At 45.6% G+C, this 20285-nt stretch carries 17 protein-coding genes and 1 tRNA gene; 13 read left to right on the forward strand and 5 right to left on the reverse strand.

The window, feature by feature from the left end:
- The first annotated feature begins 187 nt into the window (after positions 1–187).
- From ACYQ3L_RS25645 to ACYQ3L_RS25705, 13 genes are all read left to right on the forward strand, one after another.
- Complete coding sequence (locus ACYQ3L_RS25645; RefSeq protein WP_459952520.1) at positions 188–1210, forward strand: BACON domain-containing protein; 1023 nt, start codon at positions 188–190, stop codon at positions 1208–1210.
- A gap of 266 nt (positions 1211–1476) precedes the next feature.
- A complete protein-coding gene (locus ACYQ3L_RS25650; RefSeq protein WP_459952521.1) occupies positions 1477–3198 on the forward strand; it encodes a hypothetical protein in 1722 nt (573 codons plus the stop codon).
- A gap of 41 nt (positions 3199–3239) precedes the next feature.
- Positions 3240–3596 carry a hypothetical protein gene (locus ACYQ3L_RS25655; protein ID WP_380002022.1) on the forward strand — a complete coding sequence of 119 codons (357 nt, stop codon included), beginning with the start codon at positions 3240–3242 and terminating at the stop codon, positions 3594–3596.
- Positions 3571–4113 carry a glucosaminidase domain-containing protein gene (locus ACYQ3L_RS25660; protein WP_380002020.1) on the forward strand — a complete coding sequence of 181 codons (543 nt, stop codon included), beginning with the start codon at positions 3571–3573 and terminating at the stop codon, positions 4111–4113. The genes ACYQ3L_RS25655 and ACYQ3L_RS25660 overlap by 26 nt, the downstream gene beginning before the upstream one ends.
- 3 nt (positions 4114–4116) lie before the next feature.
- A complete protein-coding gene (locus ACYQ3L_RS25665; protein WP_459952522.1) occupies positions 4117–4383 on the forward strand; it encodes a hypothetical protein in 267 nt (88 codons plus the stop codon).
- Positions 4384–4424: 41 nt separating this feature from the next.
- Positions 4425–5048, forward strand: coding sequence for a DUF6549 family protein (locus ACYQ3L_RS25670; RefSeq protein WP_459952523.1), 624 nt, complete (start codon positions 4425–4427; stop codon positions 5046–5048).
- Between the two features lie 49 nt (positions 5049–5097).
- Positions 5098–7209: a terminase large subunit gene (locus ACYQ3L_RS25675; RefSeq protein ID WP_459952524.1), complete on the forward strand. Its 2112-nt coding sequence runs from the start codon at positions 5098–5100 to the stop codon at positions 7207–7209.
- A 559-nt stretch (positions 7210–7768) separates the two neighbouring features.
- Positions 7769–9715: a C1 family peptidase gene (locus ACYQ3L_RS25680; protein ID WP_379994072.1), complete on the forward strand. Its 1947-nt coding sequence runs from the start codon at positions 7769–7771 to the stop codon at positions 9713–9715.
- Between the two features lie 2 nt (positions 9716–9717).
- On the forward strand, positions 9718–11634 hold the full coding sequence (locus ACYQ3L_RS25685) for an SUMF1/EgtB/PvdO family nonheme iron enzyme (protein ID WP_379994071.1): 1917 nt from the start codon (positions 9718–9720) through the stop codon (positions 11632–11634).
- A 41-nt stretch (positions 11635–11675) separates the two neighbouring features.
- Positions 11676–12971, forward strand: coding sequence for a caspase family protein (locus tag ACYQ3L_RS25690; RefSeq protein ID WP_379994070.1), 1296 nt, complete (start codon positions 11676–11678; stop codon positions 12969–12971).
- A gap of 71 nt (positions 12972–13042) precedes the next feature.
- Positions 13043–14212, forward strand: coding sequence for a hypothetical protein (locus ACYQ3L_RS25695; protein ID WP_379994068.1), 1170 nt, complete (start codon positions 13043–13045; stop codon positions 14210–14212).
- Positions 14213–14261: 49 nt separating this feature from the next.
- Positions 14262–14334: transfer RNA gene (locus ACYQ3L_RS25700), tRNA-Thr, on the forward strand.
- A 204-nt stretch (positions 14335–14538) separates the two neighbouring features.
- Positions 14539–14913 carry a hypothetical protein gene (locus ACYQ3L_RS25705; RefSeq protein WP_459952525.1) on the forward strand — a complete coding sequence of 125 codons (375 nt, stop codon included), beginning with the start codon at positions 14539–14541 and terminating at the stop codon, positions 14911–14913.
- Between the two features lie 53 nt (positions 14914–14966).
- Here the strand turns inward: ACYQ3L_RS25705 and ACYQ3L_RS25710 are convergent, their stop codons facing one another.
- From ACYQ3L_RS25710 to ACYQ3L_RS25730, 5 genes are all read right to left on the reverse strand, one after another.
- Complete coding sequence (locus tag ACYQ3L_RS25710; protein WP_459952281.1) at positions 14967–15455, reverse strand: DUF6169 family protein; 489 nt, start codon at positions 15453–15455, stop codon at positions 14967–14969.
- Positions 15456–15676: 221 nt separating this feature from the next.
- On the reverse strand, positions 15677–18325 hold the full coding sequence (locus ACYQ3L_RS25715) for a hypothetical protein (RefSeq protein ID WP_459952526.1): 2649 nt from the start codon (positions 18323–18325) through the stop codon (positions 15677–15679).
- Between the two features lie 25 nt (positions 18326–18350).
- Complete coding sequence (locus ACYQ3L_RS25720; protein ID WP_459952527.1) at positions 18351–18647, reverse strand: helix-turn-helix domain-containing protein; 297 nt, start codon at positions 18645–18647, stop codon at positions 18351–18353.
- Positions 18648–18863: 216 nt separating this feature from the next.
- On the reverse strand, positions 18864–19274 hold the full coding sequence (locus tag ACYQ3L_RS25725; RefSeq protein ID WP_459952528.1) for a helix-turn-helix transcriptional regulator: 411 nt from the start codon (positions 19272–19274) through the stop codon (positions 18864–18866).
- A 72-nt stretch (positions 19275–19346) separates the two neighbouring features.
- Positions 19347–20264 (reverse strand): hypothetical protein, encoded by a 918-nt coding sequence (locus ACYQ3L_RS25730; protein ID WP_459952529.1) that lies wholly within the window; start codon positions 20262–20264, stop codon positions 19347–19349.
- Positions 20265–20285: the final 21 nt, after the last annotated feature.

The raw sequence follows: 20285 nt of genomic DNA on the forward strand, positions 1-20285 counted from the left end.
ATAAAAGAGAGATACAGCCTTACCGATTTGAAGTGAAATCCCAGAGAAATTTCGATGTAAATATATGAATAATCAGCGAATGGGCAAATTCAATATGCCGATATGCCAATAAACTAATATGCCAATGATACGGAGTCAGTAATTACCATTGGCACATCGGCACATTTTCAAATTATCACATTAATATATGGCAACAAAGCAAAAGATAATAATAACAGGTATAGAGGACGGTGTAGCCTGGCAGGCTGTCTCCAACCAGGAATGGCTGAAAGTAACGGATATTGTGGCAACTGCCGTTGAAGACTCGTTTAACGTATCGGTAGACCCGAACAGCGCAAGTGAAGTCCGCACGGGAATAGTTACCGTCATCCCTTCCGACAACGGGACAAACGGACTTGTCAATGTATCGCAGCAGGGGGCGGTTATCTATACCCTCTCCATAAGCCCTACGACAAAATCGTCGCCTGCCGCCGGGGAAACCTTCGCTATTACCGTTACAAGCAATACATCATGGACGGTGTCGCTTCCGGGATGGTGCACAGCGAATGTTACAAGCGGTACGGGCAACGGGACAATCAACGTAACGGTAACAGGCAATACAGGCGGTCAGAGAATTGGCAACATCGTTGTCACAGCCGGAACATTAAATGCTGCATGTGCTGTTACACAAGCCGCTTATGTGGCTCCAAATATATCCATAAGCCCTACAACAAGATCGTCACCTGCTGCCGGGGAAACGTTCACTATTACCGTTACAAGCAATACATCATGGACGGTGTCGCTTCCGGGATGGTGTACAGCAAATGTTATGAGCGGTACGGGCAGCAGGACAGTCAACGTGACGGTAGCGGGCAATACAGGCTCCCTGCGTACAGGCACTATCACAGCAGTGGCGGGAACGGCGACTGCGACATGTACGCTTGCACAGGACGGGGTTGCCACTAATCCTGTTATAAGCCTTATAAACGGTAATTCACTGGCAACTGTTACTGCTATCGTTGTTCTTTATCCGGGCTCTTATAACTGGAATGATTCGTTTCAGTATAATATTCCTCCGGGGGCTACATATAATAATGTATCCAGGGATCATTCGCACGGTGATTTTATGGCAGGCTCCGACTATATGATCTACTGGAAAGGCGGTGACGGTACCAGCGGTTCGACTTATGCGCCTGACCTGCAAAACGGTTCCGCTTATTCGGTCGGCTGACAATAAAAAAGGTAAGGAATAATGATGAATCATAAAAAAACAGGGGTGTATCGCTACAGCCCTGTTTAACCTTACCATTCTTATTGAATGAATAAAAGAATTTCTCTCGACGCAAAAATATAAAAATGACAGGTGATTAACAAATATACCAATGTGCCAATATGCCAATGGCGCGAAGCGACAATGTCAATTAAAAAAAACTATTGGCCATTAGCTGAAATCATTGGCACACCGGCATATTGAGCAATTATAAAAATTTAAATATTATGCTTACGGTTACAACAACAGAAAAACAGGTATTCCTGCAAGTAGACAACTACAGGAAAATACCTTTTTATAAAGGACAGCTCCGTTTCAGGTTATCGGATGGTGGGGACAGGTTCTACGTGTACCTCTGGCCATCGGAAGCACCCCTTATAAATATGTCCATGAGTAAAGGCGTGACTATTGACGGACAGGAATTGACCCCTGAAAATATGGATGGCTTACTTGAAGGAATAGGGGCGGAACAGGGCGGTGGAGGGGTAACGGATCACGGGGAACTGACAGGGCGCGATGAAGCGGATCAGCATCCGATAAGGGCAATAACAGGGTTACAGAATAGTCTGGATGCACTGACTACCATGCAGGGCAACTGGCTCGGCGTTGACTTCGCTACTTATGCCGCCCTGACAGCTTACGATGCGGAGTTAAGCGAAAAGCCTGTCAATAAAACGTGGACATTCGTCAATGCCGATGAAAATCCTGCGGGAGGCAATGGCGCTCAGGCCTGTTACGCATGGCTTATACCTGAAGGTGGCACGGAACCTGAATTGTCTTTCCGTTATAAGATCCTGGTACCGACAACGGAGACAGACCCGGTGTTTACACTCTGGCGTATTGGTGGTGGATTACGTGCAGGAGCTAATTTGGTAGGAACTGGTATATACGGAGTAGGCTTAGGTGCTCAAACAAACTCTAACGGCAATAGTTCAGTTGCTATAGGATATTCTGCAAGTGCTCCGAGTATATATTCGGTAGGTATAGGCAGGTCTGCGGTAGCGAGCGGAGACTATAGCGTAGCCATCGGGGGTGAATCCTCTGCTACGGCTACTAATGAATTTTCTATAGGTCACCCTACCCTAAAAAGAAGGATTACCAATGTCGCAAATGGGACAGGTGACAACGACGCCGTGACAGTCGGTCAGATGAATGCTGGCCTTACCGGCACACTAACGGATGCAGATGCAAGTACCACCTTGCCCGAAACAGAAGCCACGGGGCTTTGGACCCGTATGCAGGGTATCCGTAATAATTTGAAAGCTTTGTTTTCCTATTTCACATACGGCAGTGCAAACAGCGCGGTAAAGCTGGCTAAGGCAATAACAATTTCAATGACTGGCGATGCTACGGGATCGGCTTCCTTCGACGGTTCGGCCAATATATCTATACCCGTTAACCTGAATGCGTTGGGGCTTGTTAAAAACGGTGTTGTCAGGATTTCAGGTAACGGTGGCGATTATGCATCGGCTGTAGGGATAGTAAATGCACGCAGGTATTTCAAACTTGTCGATGTGTCCTATACTTCAGCAGGCTGGGACGGCAGGATAATATTCGATGTATTTTACACGCAGGCAGGTGGCGGTGGCGGATGGGGTAACGGGGAAGCGCAGGGAAAAGTAGTTCTCAGGCCGACATGGAATGCCAATGTCTTTGACATCATAAGTACAATATCCGGTGTAGACGATCACGGGATCGTTATTTTGTATAATGAATCTGCAAAAGTATACTCCCTGTATGCGTGTGCTTCCCCCGGTAACTATGACAGTAACCGGCTGTATATAGATATCCGTAATTTATTTGCATGGGCTGCTAACAATGATAACAACAACTTTATGGACAGTATATTCTATGCGTCTTCGGGCTCTTATTCAAGCAATACCGGATTAACACAGGCACAGTTTGACGCGCTGCCGAAAACGGCTGTTAAATGGCTATGGGGTGGATAAAGAAAAAAATAGAAATAAAAATAAAAATTTGATTTGCAAAAATGGAACAGATTAATTTGAATTACAGTGAGATAGCGGTCGGGTTGGTTGCCTTAGCCACCTTTATCAGCTCTACGTTCGTTACCGGCAGGTGGTATCCTAAATTCCGCAGCCGCCGGTGGATAATTACGGTATTCTGGGGCGTCCTCACTGCCTGGTGCGTGATATGCGACGGCGAGCGGATGAAGGAAACGGCCTCCCTGATAGTGGTAGCCTGCGGGGCGGCGCAGAGCATCATCTTTATCCTGGCTTCCACATTCGAGCACCTGAAAATAAACATCGGGAGTAACCTAAGTATAGAAGCCGATAATAAAACAGAAAAGGAGGGTAAAGATGGCGACAGGGAAACAGCAAACTGAATTTGTAAGGACGATATATCCGGCGGCATACCGCTTACACATGGAAAAGCCGGAGGCTTCCATTCATCCGGTATTCGAAACGGCACAGGCAGGACTGGAGAAAGGCTGGCTGCTGGGTGGAAAACTCCCGTACAACCTGTTCGGGATAACTAAGGGTACTAGCTGGGACGGCCCCGTTGAACGGGCTTTGACTACCGAATATTTCGATACCCCGGATAAGAAGTTCGTATATCCGGAACGGGTAGTGTCTGTTACTCCTCACGGAAGCAAATATAAATATTCCGTGTACAGGTACTTTAGAGCTTACAAGTCTTATGAAGAGTGCTTATACGACCATCAGGCGATATTCCGGAAAACGGGTTATGCGGATGCATGGCCTTACCGGGATGAACCCAGGGAGTTCGCAAGGCGGCTGATGGACAGCGAGGGCTGGAAGTATGCAACGGCAGATAATTATGTGCCTGTTATTACCTCGTGTATCGCTATGGTCGAAAAAATAATGAAGAATGAAGAATGAGGAATGAAAACTAAACTAAAAAGCGGGCTTTTTAGTTGCCCGCCCAATCGCTTATTAACACATAATATATTGATGAAAGCCTCACGGCTGCTTATTACCAGGATTCTGGTCTTTTTTATCGACCGGATTATGAACGATCCATCTGAAAAAAATAAAGCCGATAATAATATGAAGCCCATGTCCAGAGATATAATCCAATATTACTTCCATGATATAGAATTAAACATATGGCAAATTAATCAAAATAAATCCGGACTGGCAAATTATTAAAGCTGTAACAGATTATCAATAATGAAACTAAATAATAAAATATGGATAAAATAAGGATTTATATTATAGCCGGAGCGGTAATAGCATTGCTCTCCCTGATGGGAACGGTTAAAGTTCTCTATGATAAAATGAACAGGGAAAAGGCGGAAAAAGAACTGTATGTAAAAAATACCCGTATTCTCCTGGATACACTACAAACCTACCGGACAAAAGACAGTTTGCATGTAGCCAGCGTGGGTAAACTGGAGTTGAAACTGTCGGAATATGAAAAGTACAGGGCCGGAGACATGAAGCTGATAAGCAGCCTGAAAGCAGATAAGAAGAACCTGGAAAGCGTTGCAACCATGCAGACGCAAACCATATATGAACTGAAAGGCTCTGTCCGTGACAGTATTGTACACCGGGATAAATCTGTTGCCGATACCCTCCGGTGTATAACTATCCGCGATAAGTGGTTCGACATGAACGGCTGCATAAACAAGCTGGATGAGTTTTGCGGAAGATTCGAAAACAGGGACAGCCTTGCTGTTGTAAACCATGTGAAGCAAAAACGCTTTTTAGGCTTCCTCTGGTATTACGGGAAGAAAGAAAGCCGGATCGACGCCGTTTCTAAAAATCCGAATACTAAAATAAAAGGTATAGAATACATAGAAATAAGGGATTGACGGATGAGGTCGCAGACCTTTTTATGAACTGTATTGTATAAAATAATACATGCCAGTGGTGCACAGGAATGTAGAAGATATAGTCAGGAAGAACGCACGGAAACATAAGGAAATAAACAAGCCTTATAACCCGGTAACGGGTCAGGGATGCGACGGCGAAAGGGTGTGCCTCAAAGTAGAGGATGCGCCCTTTCCCGTTATGTACCTGCCGCAGGAGATGATGGAAACCGGACATTGCAGGCAATTGCAGGAGTACGGCTCCATCGAAAAACTATACCGGGCTAACCATATCTGTCCCGACCGGGAGGAATACGAAGCCTTCTGGATAAATTTCTGCGAGCTGCGGATAAAATATGACTTCGAGTTCTTCGCCGTATTCTACGTTACCATCCGCGACAAGATTTCGGGCAGGGATATCCCTTTCAGGCTTAACAGGGGGCAAAGGCGGCTGTTGTCAAAGCTGGAAGCCATGCGTAAAGCCGGAACGCCGATACGTGTCATCCTGCTGAAAGCCCGGCAATGGGGCGGTTCCACGCTGATACAGTTGTATATGTTCTGGATACAACTGGTACATAAAAAGAACTGGAACAGCGTTATCTGCGCCCACCTGAAAGACGCATCCATCACCATACGCGCCATGTTCGAAAGGTCGGTCAAGAATATGATGCCCGTAGGCGGGGTAATACACACGATAAGGAGCTATGAGAAGACACAGAATATAAAGGAAGTACCCGAAAGGGGTTGCCTGATTACCGTAGGTACGGCGGAAGAGCCGGATTCGGTACGCTCGCAGGATGCGAAAATGGCCCACTTCTCGGAAATTGCCTTTTACCCGAATACGGAGAAGAATAAGACGGAAGACCTCGTAACTTCCATTGTCGGGTCGATACCAAGGGAGCCCCTGACACTGGTCGCCTTTGAAAGTACGGCCAACGGCGTGGGGGATTTCTTTTATAACGAATGCGAAAAAGCGAAGAAAGAATCGGCAGCCTATACCTTTGTCTTTGTCGAATGGTTCCTGATAGATATTTATAAGGAAGGATTTAACGGTACATATTATAACCACAGGGGGAAAAAGCAGAAAGGGACGGTAGAGGATTTTATCGGGACGCTGACGGATTACGAGCTGAACCTGTTCAATAACAACGAAGGCTGCACGCTGGAAAATATAAACTGGTACAGGGGCAAGCTATCCGAAATGCCGAGCCATGCCAAAATGAAGCAGGAGTATCCGAGCGACGATATAGAAGCGTTCCAGGATTCCGGACTGCCTGCTTTCCGCGCCGAGGAAGTGGAAGCCCTGCGGAAAGATTGCAGGATGCCTGTCGCCGTAGGGGAGCTTACCGGAGATTGTTCCCCTGCCTTATCGAAGCTGGAGCCAACACGGGTGCAGGAAATTTTACAGAACATACGCTTTATAGAGGATAAGGAAGCATTGGCAGATATGCATACTTCCGACCCTGTACTGAAAGCCATAAAGGAGAGGAACAAACTTAAAGTATGGGAGTTCCCGGATACGGAAATACGGGTGTCAGACCGTTACCTGGTGATATTCGACCCGCAGAAGGGAGTATCGGAGAGTGCGGACTGGGGTGTGATCACAGTTATCGACCGTTACTGGATGATGCACGGCTGCGCCCCTGAAATAGTGGCGGAGTGGCGGGGACGTATAGACAAGGATATTTCCATCTGGATAGCCGCACAGATAGCCCGGTATTATAATGACGCCCTGCTTATCATCGAAAGCAACACGTATGATACGGATATAAAAACGGATGAGTCGGAGTTGATCTTCGATACGCTTGTAAAGCATTACCCGAACCTGTACAGCCGTACTCCTGCCGATAAGATACGGGAGGGCCTGCCTGCAAAATACGGCTTCCATACGAATAGGAGCACCAAGACAATGATAATCGCCAACTATGTGGCTATTATCCGCGAGAAAGGGTATATAGAGCGCAACGGGGAAGCGCTCAACGAGGCGCGTGTGTATGAACAGAAGAAGAACGGCTCGTATGGGGCCAAGGAAGGAAAGCATGACGATATACTAATGACACGGATGATAGGCCTGTATATCTGTTTCCAACTGGCATTGCCCGTATTACTGGATGAGGTGAAGAAAGTGAAGGTGAAAAGGTCTGTGGGGGAGGCGAGTTTTTGATTGGAATATTGAGATGTTTACCAGAAAGATTTTTAATCCGCTTTATAACTATAAATCCAAAGAAATAGAATTAAAAATTCTTATATCAAAAGCTATCGGATTGCAAATCCGGTAGGACGAGGGAACCGCAGCTAACCGCCGGAAATAGCTGAAATCGTAACATAATACTCATATATGAGTACAAATAACATATAAATACCTGCGGAACGAATATTTACACAAGTCATATATGTATGGCTCCATAAATATATCAATACCGCAACTAATGTAACTATAGTTGCGAAATAGGTAATAAACGGATAAAAATAGGTAATAATATTTTAAATACAGGCATCTATTTTTATTGTTATTTTATACCGGATATAATATCCGGTACATGAAAATGTCGGAATCCTTTAGCACAGGATGGCATTTTCTTTATTATTGTTTACACTTATTCCGTCCGGGAGGCATTCTTACGTACGGGTAGGTGTCTGTATTTTTTAATGGAATCCATTGTGTATAATGATTTTGAAAATAGAAACCTGATTTGTAAAACACTAATAGTCAAAAAACGAAGATGAAAGAAAATACCGGAAATAGAAAGGTAATGATTATGTTCCTGAGAACTATCTTACCGCTTGCTCTCTTTTTACTGCCTTACCAGTCCTACAGTCAGAATATTGTATTAAATGTTACCGGAAAGGTACTTGTAAACGGGCAGGCAGTGAAAAAAGGCGACAATCTGAGCAGTACCGGAAAGGTCGTATTCGGCGATCCGGGCGCAGAGCTCAAAGTCCTTTCGCAAACAGGTGTTTGTGTAATCAAATACAAAAACTACAAGGAGAAAGGCTCTTCGGAACTATTGGATTTAATCAAATCGTGCATCAGGAAAAATTCCGTAGCCACACTCGGCACAAGGGCATGGAAAGCAAATCCGGGCAAGGACAAGCAAATAGAATCGGTCGAAGCCCTGTGCAAGACATTAAACGTTACGCCAGACAATGTAAACGAAATGTTCGGCCAATACATTACCCCTTACTGCGTACTGGAGTTTGCAACGCCTTACTGGCAGGATATCGCCGGATTTATGCAAACGAAGTACGGTTTCAATCCTCCCCGGCTTACCGGCGAACTGATGAGCCCGGATGCATATCAAAATATTCCCCTGGTGCCTAAAGTCCGTTCGTTGGCGCCGTTGCCTCCGGCTGCTTCATTAAGACAATACGCTCCTATTCCGGGTAACCAGGGGCAGTACGGTACATGTACCGGATGGGCAAGCGCATATGCTGCCCGAACGATCAGTTGGGCTGTGAAAAATAACCTGACCGATGTACAAGATATCACCAATCAAGCATTCTCACCCTCTTTCGTTTATTCCCAGATAAAGGATAACAATGATGTCGATTGCCAGAATGGTTCCACTATCTATGCAAGCGTGGAATTACTAAAAAAGGCAGGGGCTGTTTTCCTGACGGATCTGCCTTATCAGTGTAACCCTGTTATCGCCCCATTTTTTCAACAAGCCAAAACATACGCCATCAAAGATTTTCAACGGTTGACTACAGATGAGGGTATAAAAAGCAGGGAAGATTTCGACAATATAAAAAGAGCCATAGCGGATAAAAAGCCGGTGCTCGTCAGCATAAAATGTTATCAATCATTTGATGGCAAGGTATGGAACGGTGTGCTTGACGGCCTGCGGGGGTATCATGCTATGTGCATGGTCGGCTATGACGATAACTATAATAACGGGGACGGTACATCCGGAGCCGTTGAGCTTCTGAACAGTTGGGGTACTGCTTGGGGTGACGGAGGCTTTATCCGTGTGAAGTACAAGGATTTTCCGAAAATATTGAACTATGCTATCTCCTTATACGATGATGCGTTGCCCATTCCACCGCCTGAACCGCCTAAGCCGTTGCCTGTACCTCCTCCTGCACCCGATACAATGAAACGGATGGAAGGCTCATTCAGTCTGGTACTTAGTGACGGTACTTCCATGCAACTCGAAGGCGATGAAGCGGCTTTTCGCGGATTACGGCTGGCAAGCGCAGAAAAAATGACTTACAATATCCTAAATCCGTATCCTGCCGGGACATTGTTCCGCATCAACTTCACCAGTTCGCAGCCTGCCTATGTTTACCTGATTTCAACAGATTCGAGGCGTAGCCCGTTGGCGCAGCTTTTCCCAGACCCGGACAGGAATGTTTCCGCATTGCTCGATTTTAAATCGGAAGTATCCGTATCCATCCCGGACGAAACGCAATATATCCAGATGGACGAAACAGCAGGCGAAGACTATCTGTGCGTCATTTATTCGAAAGAAGAATTGAATATGGATGCGATAAGAAATTCCCTGCAAAATAATCCCGGTGAAAGCTTTGTAAGAATTGTGAAGAATACGCTGGCGGATAAAATCGCAGACGGAAACGAAGTGGTGTTCGAGAAGAATAAAATAGCATTTAAAGCCGCGTCTGTGAACCATACGGCTGTCCCTATTTTTATAAAAATAAAACACAGATAGTTATGAAACTTTTTCTCTTTACAGTCTTATTGTTTTTTACAGGCCTGTCGTTTGCGCAGAAAAAAGCCGCGTTAGTAGTAGGCAATAACGATTACAAGGAGCTTCCCCTGAAAAACGCGGTTAATGACGCGAACCTGATGGAAGTTACCTTACAGAAATTAGGTTTTACCGTACAAAAAGTTGTAAATACATCAAAATCCGGATTCGAGAAACAATTGCTTACCTTTATCAAAAACCATAAAAATGCCGATGTGCGTTTCTTCTATTATGCCGGGCATGGCATACAGATAGATGGAAAAAACTTTTTAGTTCCTGTCGATGCCTCATTGGATGAGCGGGAAAACGTAACATTAGAAGGCTTGGATTTCTCTACTATATTTGACCAGTTTCAAAATTCAAGGACTGATGCCATGAATATCTTTGTGATAGATGCCTGTCGTAACAATCCTTTTAAAAACCGGAGCTGGGGTAGCAGAGGAGGAGTGGGCGACAGAGGTTTGGTTTTGCGAAAGGCGGATTTTACAACCGGTTCTTTTGCCGCCTTTGCCGCTGATAACGGGCAAGTAGCTAGTGATGGCAATAACAGCGATAATGGACTTTATACAAAAGTATTGTCCGATGAATTATTAGTGCCGGGACTCGAACTTAACATCCTGTTCCAAAAAGTCCGGGGCAAGGTAATTAAGTTAAGCAATGGCGAACAAACCCCTGTTGAAGAAAACCGTTTGATAAGCAGTAATGGTTTCTACTTTATCCCGCCAGTCGATAAGCCCACTCCCAGTCCTTCGCCGGCGCCTGTAGTTAACAGCGTTGCAGACTACACGGAAACAGCGGGCAGCCTGAATATAGAGATGGTTGCCGTGAAAGGCGGTACATTTACGATGGGTAGCCCCGCATCTGAACCTGATCGCGGATACGATGAAATACAACATCAAGTAACGCTTAGCGATTTTTATATAGGAAAGTATGAGGTAACACAGGCACAGTGGGAAGCCGTTATGGGCAACAATCCTTCATCTTTTAAAGGCAGTAACCGGCCAGTGGAGTTTGTCAGTTGGAACGATATACAGGCGTTTCTTTTTAAGCTGAATACAAAGACAGGAAAAAAATACCGCCTGCCTACCGAGGCCGAATGGGAATATGCGGCCCGGGGCGGGAATAAGAGCCAGAGATATATGTACAGTGGCGGCGACTATCTGAATGTTGCAGGCTGGTTTAAGTATAATTCGGATAATGCCACTCATCCTGTAGGCGAGAGGCAGGCCAACGAACTGGGCGTTTATGACATGAGCGGGAATGTGTGGGAATGGTGTAACGACTGGTATGGCGATTATAGTACTGCTCTCGCGACCAATCCGCTTGGGGCTGCTTCGGGTTCGAGCCGCGTGTTGCGGGGCGGTAGTTGGATGTTCCCCGCTAAGTACTGCCGCTCTGCGAATCGGGCCTTCAAATCTCCTCCCACTCTCAAGGTCAACACCTACGGTTTCCGCCTTGCTCTGGGGTCTTCATCTTCTACTAAAGATGAAGAAGTTATTATAAATGATGGACAAGCTATCAAAGTTACTTTCGAATCAGGAATCTTGTTTGCTACTAACTCAAGCACACTGAATTCCGCTTCTCAAAGCGTGTTGACTAGTTTTGCAACATCTTTGACGAAAAATCCTGATACTAATGTTATTCTTTATGGGTACACAGATTCTACGGAGAATAACAAACTGTCTATAAAAAGAGCGCAAGCTGTTGCTAATTTTTTGATGAGTAAGGGTGTGGGTTACTCTCGTATGATAACTCAAGGCGTGGGATCTGAACAACCGATTGCAGATAACAGCACTGCTATAGGGCGCACTCAAAATCGTCGTGTTGAAGTCTATATTCTTCCTAACGAGAAGAAGACGACCAAAGACGCTACCTTAAATTGAGACTGATAAAATATTTTGACCAAAATAAAACGCAGATAATAATGAAACCTTTTTTTCTCTTTATATTCCTTTTATTTTGTGCAAACCTGTCTTTTGCACAGGAGCGCAATCTCAAGCTGGTAAAGGCACCTGTTGAAAACCCTACCAGCCAGAAACGCAAAGCCGTTGTTATCGGTATGAGCGACTATGGGGCGGGCAAAAGCCTGAACAATACGCTGAACGATGCCAACGATATAACCGGTGTGCTTACCCGGCTTGGTTTTGAAGTCACACTCCTTAAAGATAACGACTTACCGAACTTGGAAGCCAATTTAAGCAATTGGTACAACACGATTGAAAGTAACGATATGGCCATTTTTTATTTTGCAGGCCACGGCATGGAGGTAAAGGGACAAAATTATTTAATACCTGTTGGCGCGAAGTTGAACTCAGAAACCGATGTACGGTACAACGCACTGAATGTAAACCAGGTGTTGGGCAATATGGAAGAGAAACGAGTCCGCTTTAAGCTGCTGATACTGGATGCCTGCCGCGATAATCCGTTTACCAGAGGCTGGAGCCGGGGAAGCAATGAAAAAGGCCTTGCCGGAATGCTTGCTCCTAAAGGTACGCTCATTGCCTTTGCAGCATCACCGGGGTCTACAGCGCAGGATGGCGGAACTTATAATTTGCGCAATGGCGTATTTACCCATTACCTGAAACAGGAAATTTTGAAGGAGGGCGCTACTATAGATAATATATTGAACCGGGTAGCAAACGGCGTCTCCAATCTTACAAACGATCAACAATTACCCTTCAAATCCGGTATTTTGACAGAGGATTTTTACTTTATCCCGCCGGGTAATAAGCCCACTCCAAGCCCTTCACCGTCTCCTGTACCGACTCCATCTCCATCTCCGTCTCCTGTAGCCGTTGATGGCATAGCTATTAACGGTATTGTCTGGGCTAAATACAATGTAGGGGCAAAAGGGACTTTTGTATCATCACCGCAAGATTATGGCAACTATTACACTTTTGATGAAGCCCAATCGGCTTGCCCTGCCGGCTGGCGTGTGCCTACCAAATCTGAATATGAAATACTGGCGAATGCGCCTCATACCTGGGTAACTCAAAATGGTAAGAACGGCCAAGTATTTGGTAACGGCAGCAACAGCATTTTCCTTCCCGCTACTGGGCGCTCCTCCGTCATTGCCATTACCCCGGGTTCATTCGCCCAATACTGGTCGAGTTCAGTGTCTGCGCAGCGCGCTTCTAGCTTGTTCTTCAGCAGTGACGACACTTCCGTCAACTCGCCCAGCCGTGCGGTCAGCCTCTCCGTCCGTTGCGTTCAAGAATAATAGTGAAGCATCCGGTTTATTTGATTTATTTTTCCCGCATCAAAGGCAGTTCTATACTATTTGATTGAAAAATGCACTATATAAAAACCTTATTCTCTGACGGCAGGCTGCATATCTACAGCATCCTGCTGTTCGTTTCCACTTTCCTGTGGATGGCGCTGCCCTATAATTCGGGGCCGGATATGGCTATCCAAAAAAGGGTGGGCGGGATTAACATGCTGTTACCTGACGGGCATAAGCCGATGCCGGATGAGATTATTTTTATCGACGTTTCCAAATCCCGGTACCTTGTCCCGCTCGATGAAGATTCGACTGAAAACGACGTCGTTACCAACAGGCAATATCTAGCCCGGCTGTTTACCCATCTGGCAGCTAACAAAGAACAAGTGAGGTATGTGCTGTGCGATGTGCATTTCGATATCCCCACCCCGGACGACAGCCTGCTGGTTGAATCCGTTTCGGGGCTGGGCGATAAGTTTTTGGGTATCAATACCTATGCCAATGACAGCCTGAGCCGTAACCTTGCAGGTGTGCGCTCCGCAACGGCTTCGGTGTATTTGCAGCAGAACGCCGTGTACAAAGTCCCCTGTTTCGGCGTATACGGGGACACGCTGGTTCCTTTCAGGATGTACACGGATCTGGATAAGGTGAATGTCCGTAAGAACTTTCTGTTCACGTGGTTTCAGGGAAAAGGCATTGCCTTCAACAACCAGATTGATGATTACCCGCTTCGCGGCTCTGATTTTACAGATGGGGAATATGTGAAAATCGGCCTCGGCGAACTGGTATCCATATTGGAAATAGCCCCCGAAGTATTCAACGACTACCTGCAAAACAGGTATATATTAATAGGCGACTTCGAGAATGATGCCCACAACACTTACCTGAACAGGCAGCCGGGTACGCTGATATTGTTCAATGCTTACCTGCACCTGCACCTCGACAGGCAAATACTACCTGTCTGGTATCTGGCGGTACTTTACGTTTTCCTCTATTGGATTGTCTGGCTGCAAACAGGGAAAAGAAGCCGCCACCTTAAAATGACGCTGAGGATAAAATATTTCGAGCCGTTCGAGTTCCCGGTCAATATTTTATCTGTCAGCCTCTTACTGATGGGTTTTACTTATCTTTCATCCTTGCTTTTCAAGGTTAATATCAGTATTTTCCACCTGATCGTTATCTTTTCATTTGTAGACCTGGTTGAGTTTATATGGAATAAACGCATCAGGGCAAAACATTAGTCCGATTATTCTTTTTTTTAAGAAAAATACTACATTTGTCAGCCCAAACGCCGGTTTAGCTCAGTTGGCAGAGCAGCGCATTCGTAATGCGCAGGTCTGGGGTTCAAGTCCCCAAACCGGCTCAATTCTGTTTTGATTCTCTCCTGTCCTCAATTTTCCTATCACTGCAAAAAGTTTTTAAGATGTAAATAAGTCCAGATTAATTTGTTAATGTGGCAATGCGTAATTGAGTAAATTTAATGTGCCAATGAGATGATGTGCCGATGTGCCAATTAGCGCAAAGCGACAATGTCTTAAAACAAGAATTACCAATTAACAAATAACCTATGTCAGTATTCAGTATCATATATTCGGACTTTAATGAAGCGCGGCTTTCTTTGAAAGAATGGTTTTTCTGCCGTAAGCAGGCTATCAGGATGGATATTGCCATCAGCCTTGCCGATATGAAGCAAAAGGGATGGAACAGGCAGTTTATAGTTATGCTGATGAGCCTGCCGGCAGGGGACAGGCTGGTATCCATACACAGGGATAAGTTCCTGGAATACCAACGGGCAGGCTTGCTGCCAAAGCGTTTGAAATGGAGCGACTGTAAAAGGATGTCGTTTTACCAGACGCCCGAATGCCGGAATAATAAGGCAACGCTACTGGAAAGGAAAGAGGCTAAGGAGAAGTATATAAGGTATGCTAAAAGGTATATGTAGGTTCGTTTTTTATTTGGATAAAGCCTGTTTTCTGACAGGCTTCTTTATTCTGTTTATATTAACATTTCTTTTAGCCTGACAAACGATTGTATTACCTGCTCCATATCAGGATTTTCAACGTGTACCAGCAGGGATGAGCAAAGTGTGTAATATTCCCCTTCTTCGTGCAGTTCTTCTTTATGTATATGCCTGAACCTGTCCCTGCATTCATTGCCCCATATGTCGAAAAGCCTTTTCCTGCACAGTTCCCTGCCGTCCAGGCTATCGCATATGTATATCATTGAGTTCCGGTTGTTTTGAAAGAATAATTCAATGATGCACAGGATTGTCTCCCGTATGCGCGGGTCTGATGTCTTAGCGGCGCGTTCGCCTTTGTGCTCAAAGTTGAACATAAAGGTATTCTCAAGGCTTTTGTCGTAATTACTACAACAAATAAAATAAGCGGTATATTCGATACCGCTCACTGTTATAAAGGAATACGCCAAACCAGCCCCCGAAATACTATAAGGGTAAGGGCTTAGCGAGTTTAATGTTCCGTTCATTCAAAACTTTTTCTAAATCTCCGTTTTCACGTATACACTTCGATAAGGCCTTCTTATCCTCAAGCATCTTTTCAAGGATGGTCTTCCGTTTTACCTGATGCTTTTTCATAGACTTTATTGATTAAATTAATATTACCACAATCAGTAATACACTACAAATATAGATAAATGAACGGATAAAAAACACATTTCCAGCCTAAAAATACAATTAACCAAACACCTTATTTCATCAGACTTTCATTGTATCCCACATCTACCCATGCTTCCAGATAATAAATAATGCTCTGCGGAGCCAGCGACGCCCCGAAAGAAAACAGGAAGTCGCGGAATTTATTGCCTGCTATCCTCCGGGTCTCAAGCGTGGAATAATTCCCCCTTTGCGCCGGAGCCATGCCCGACATCGCCCGAAAATTTACACCGTCCATAGAGGAGTGGGATATATACACCAAAGGGCCTGCATCGTAAAGCGTACAGAACAACTGTAGCTTTTCCAGCCACTTGATATACGGCCTGCCGTACTGTAGCGGGCGCATGATAAAGCTGACATCCGCCCGTTGCGGCGTGCCGTCTTCATTCAGGTTCCCAAACTCATAATCCTTTAGTTTGTTGTCTCCAATAACATATAATTCAGGAAAGGTATTATCCACTACCAGGCCTATTTTCTCCGTAGACCGATAGAACGATTTGGAATAGAAGTTCAGCACATAGTTAAACCCTGATTCCTTATTACAGATAAGCAGTTCGTTTTCGTATGGATCGTAGATAAGGTTGTCCAGTCCCCGGAGGTATTCCGTTAATGTTTCGCCGGGTGTATGCATAAGCCCTTCCATCTGCGGGAGAGATTCTATAATAAACTTTTTTTGTTCTTCCTGTAGCTGTGATGTCAATAGTTCCACGTCCTGCCCGCTGATGATGCATACGCCGCGTCCGGATGTAAACACCACGCCAAAGGGTGTGGAAGCGACAATAGGGGTTGTCGGTATTTCATACGAAGCAGGAGCGGATTTGTTCGAATAGACAACTTCCCCCTGTCCCACATCGAGCGAATAAATACCCTGTGTGGTGAAGATATACAGGGGATATTGCCCGAACTGTCCTTCCGAGATGCGCATGGCATTGGATGCCATTGCCAGTATTGTCCCGTTCCCGGTCTGATAGGTATTGATATTGGGGAACAGCAGCGGATTATTTAAGGCCGATACCTTTATTTTATTCGGTTCGGATAATGTTACTACGGTGTTGGTATCGGGTAATACGGCAGTGGACGGGCTGCTGTCTTCCGTGACAGGCTTTAACCCGTCGTTGACAAAGAATGCAAGGTTGAGGAAATTATGCGGTTCCAAAGGCTCTGTAAATACCTTATACCACTGGCCGCCCGTCTGCCTGTAAATGGTTATCCTTTTGGCGCGGGTATCCGGATAGGAAATAAAGGAACTCATAAACAGCTTATATACGGGAAAGTAAGGAGCATTGGCCACATACCTGTATAGCTTTTCATTCGTTATCCCGGTGTTTATCTCTATTTCGAACAAAAGGTTGTTCCATAACTGCCCGTGTGCATCCGAATATTTATACCCGTTGTAATTACCGTCCGGTATATCTGACGTATTGTACCACAGGAAGTAATCCGGGTTGAAGCCTTTGAAGAAAGTAGTCTTTACATTGGCGATATGCAACCTGTTATTATAGGTATAGCTTACTTCTGCACCGTACTTATGGTTGGAGAAGTTATCGTCCGTCATCGCTTCCTGGTAGATGAGGTTCTCCATCCTGGTAACATCCGAATCCGTCGAGGGGAATACTTCCGGTTCAAGGATACTTTTACTGCTTCCCAAGGGGATGCTCTTCATATAGTAGAATGTGGCGGTATTGGATACCTCCTTTAATGTTTCCGGCTTTATTTCTTTAACAAGGTTGCAGCTTGTCAGTATATCCAGATCAAAGGGCATGTCCCCCCGGATATTTTCGATATTGGATAAACCCAGTGGCGGGGACATAAAGATATCGACCGACCGGATAATATCCTGCCAGTCCTGCCAGCCCTCAAAGGCGAAATCGTAATGCATATGCATCTTATAGCCGTAGACATGTACCCGCGACCAGGAAGCGACATACCACCTGTTGCCGTCGTTGTTTATCTCATACTGAACCCATTTAACGGAGTCTTTATCCTCCCCGGTGCGGCTTATCGAAGTATCCCCCGTGACAGGCTTTACAGGCATAATAAATACCGGAGGGGAATGTTTGGTCAGGGTTCCGTCATACAGGCGGAAGGCATAGCGGATAAGGCAGGCGTCGAAAAGGTGCAGTCCGTATTCTTCATTCAGCTTGTTGACCGCTACGTTGACAAGCCCTTTGGTTACGTCGATAAAATCTTCCGGCCTTACGCTGCCCGGCTCATATTCGTTGTCATAGAATAATTCGGCGTGCGCCATCCGGTCGGATGTCCTTAACCCGATGGGCGGCACTTGCGGCAGTTCCCCGATGAAAGTATAGTTGTTATTCTGATAGAACAGGTAATAAATATTGTCGGCTGTGATAAGTGAAACGGTATTGCCTGTCTGCTGTACACTATGAATCCTGCCTTGTATGTATGATTGGATAGTTTTGGGCTGCGGGCTTAGTATATCCCAGTATACGGATGAATAGCCGGTATCGTTATAAACAACCCCGATCCAGTTCTTATAGCTGTTATTCTGGTGCAGGAAGACAATACCGTATGTCTGGGATAGTTCCTGCATTACCTTACGGGGCGGTACAGGGTGTAATGCCCCGTTCTTGGGGCGGAGGTTGACCAGGGAATACATATCCCCCTCCCCGTATGTACTTGTTGTGGTGATACCGCCGGCAGGCGTTTTAATTTTCGGCATGGCCTTTTATTTTATCTTAATCCGGTTACTCCCGGCTCAGGAAAGGTTCAATAAAATCCTTCCTGTAAGGCTCGATGATGGAGTCGTTCGTATCGATGAAGTTCTTTACCTGCTTTATCCCGTGGAGGATGGCGGGATGCTCCCTGCCGAATATTTCCGCTATCTTCACGCTCGACCAGCGGACAGGATCGGACTTGTTGAGGTAAAACCAATAGATAAAACGGGCTACGGCAAGGACTTGCTTCCTGGATTTCCCGGTCAGTTCCTCTTCCGGGATATCAGTCCTTTCGGCATATTCTTTCAGGCTTAGTATAGTATCCATTATGTTCTGTTTTTTTTATTTGGAATAGCAATTTACCGGACAAAAACAAGATATGCAAAACTGTTAAAACCAGTTAGTTATATGTGTTTATGTGGCTGAATATGGGACTGTATGCCCATAGGCGGAAGCCAGGGGATTATTATAAAAGTTTAACTGTTAAAATGGTTTTGACAGAGGGTTTTTAACCTGTTTTGTCCGGTAGTAAGTTGTAGGTTATCATCTGTCTGCCACCAGGAAGTCGGCAGCTTCCTGCTCCAGTTCGACACTGGTTTTGATACGGCCGGACAGCATCCATGCCTCCAGCTCCCGCCTGTCGAAATAGGTCAGCTTGCCTCCCTGGGATTTGTAATAGGGGATTTTCTTCGCGCATACCAGTTTATACAGATGGCTTTTGCTCAATCCTGTCAGCAGGCTGGCGTCTGTCATCGTCAGCGCCTTTTTGATTCCCAGCAATGTCAGTTCCCTGATTTTCTGCAACTCGTTCAATAGCTGTTCTTCCATGTCCTTTTTATCTTTTTCGGTATTGGCTGCACGGGGACAGGTGTAAGGCTTCCCCTGCATGCCTTTGCCAACCCGGTAGGGCTTACACTCTCCCGCCCGGTTAACAAAAGCAAAGATAGGACGCATGGAAAAACAAAACGGGCGGTACCGGGTTGCTTCCCCCTGGTTACCGCCCTGCCGCCTTTATGTATCAACTGTTTAACTTAGCAACCTGTCTATGACTGCACTGCTTTCCGGTGGGTTGTCGTATTTATCCATTGCCGTGCTCAGGCTTTTTTTATTGATGGGCTTATTGTCCTTTGTAAAGCACTGTGCCGCTTTTAACCATTGGTTTATTTCCTTTGGGAAATGCCGGGATATAAAGTAATGCAGTTCCTTGACCGTTCCCGTCCATTGCAGCGGACTGAACGGCTTTTCTTCTCCGGGTATAGCCATTCCCCCGAAAGCATAACAAAAGTGGCTGTAAGGCGTTCCTGCGGATATAAATCCGCCTTTCACCAGCCCGGTGTACAGTTGTTCCTGTTCCGTAGCGGTAAAAATGCGGCTGAAACAGGGCGGATGGTTTATATTATCCTTATCCTGATTATCCTGCTTTTGTGCTTCTTTTACCCTGACAGGTGTTTTGGTTTCTATATACCTGAAATAATTATCCATGTATGACCTGATTATCTCCGCTTCGCTATCGCCCAGGTATTCAAACAACCCCTGTGACTGCCTGAACAGTTCTTCTTCATCCGTCCTGTGCCGGGAGTAAAATTCTTCCTCAAGGTTCCTGAACGGTAAGCCCGCATCGTTCCTATGCCGTTCCCTGTATTCACCCAGCCGCATATCCAGGTATCCGTTGTAAATGGCTAGGGTATCTTTTCCCCACTTCTTTATAAGGTAAGCGCAAAAGCCGCATATGACTACAGGCAGCGTATGTGGTTGTCCGGCTTCTTCCTTATATGCCATATAATGTCCGTCTGTTTCCAGGAACCTGTAACAGCAGTTGTCCTCCAAATCTTTGAACTGCCCCGCCTTGCCGTTCTTCCAGGCTGAGGACAGGGTACTGCCTGAAATTCGTTCGATCAGTCCCCCTGTCTCAAATCCCGCTCCCGGTTTTTTATCCTTATCCATATATTAGAATTTAAACAGTAT

The organism is Dysgonomonas termitidis, assembly GCF_054657735.1.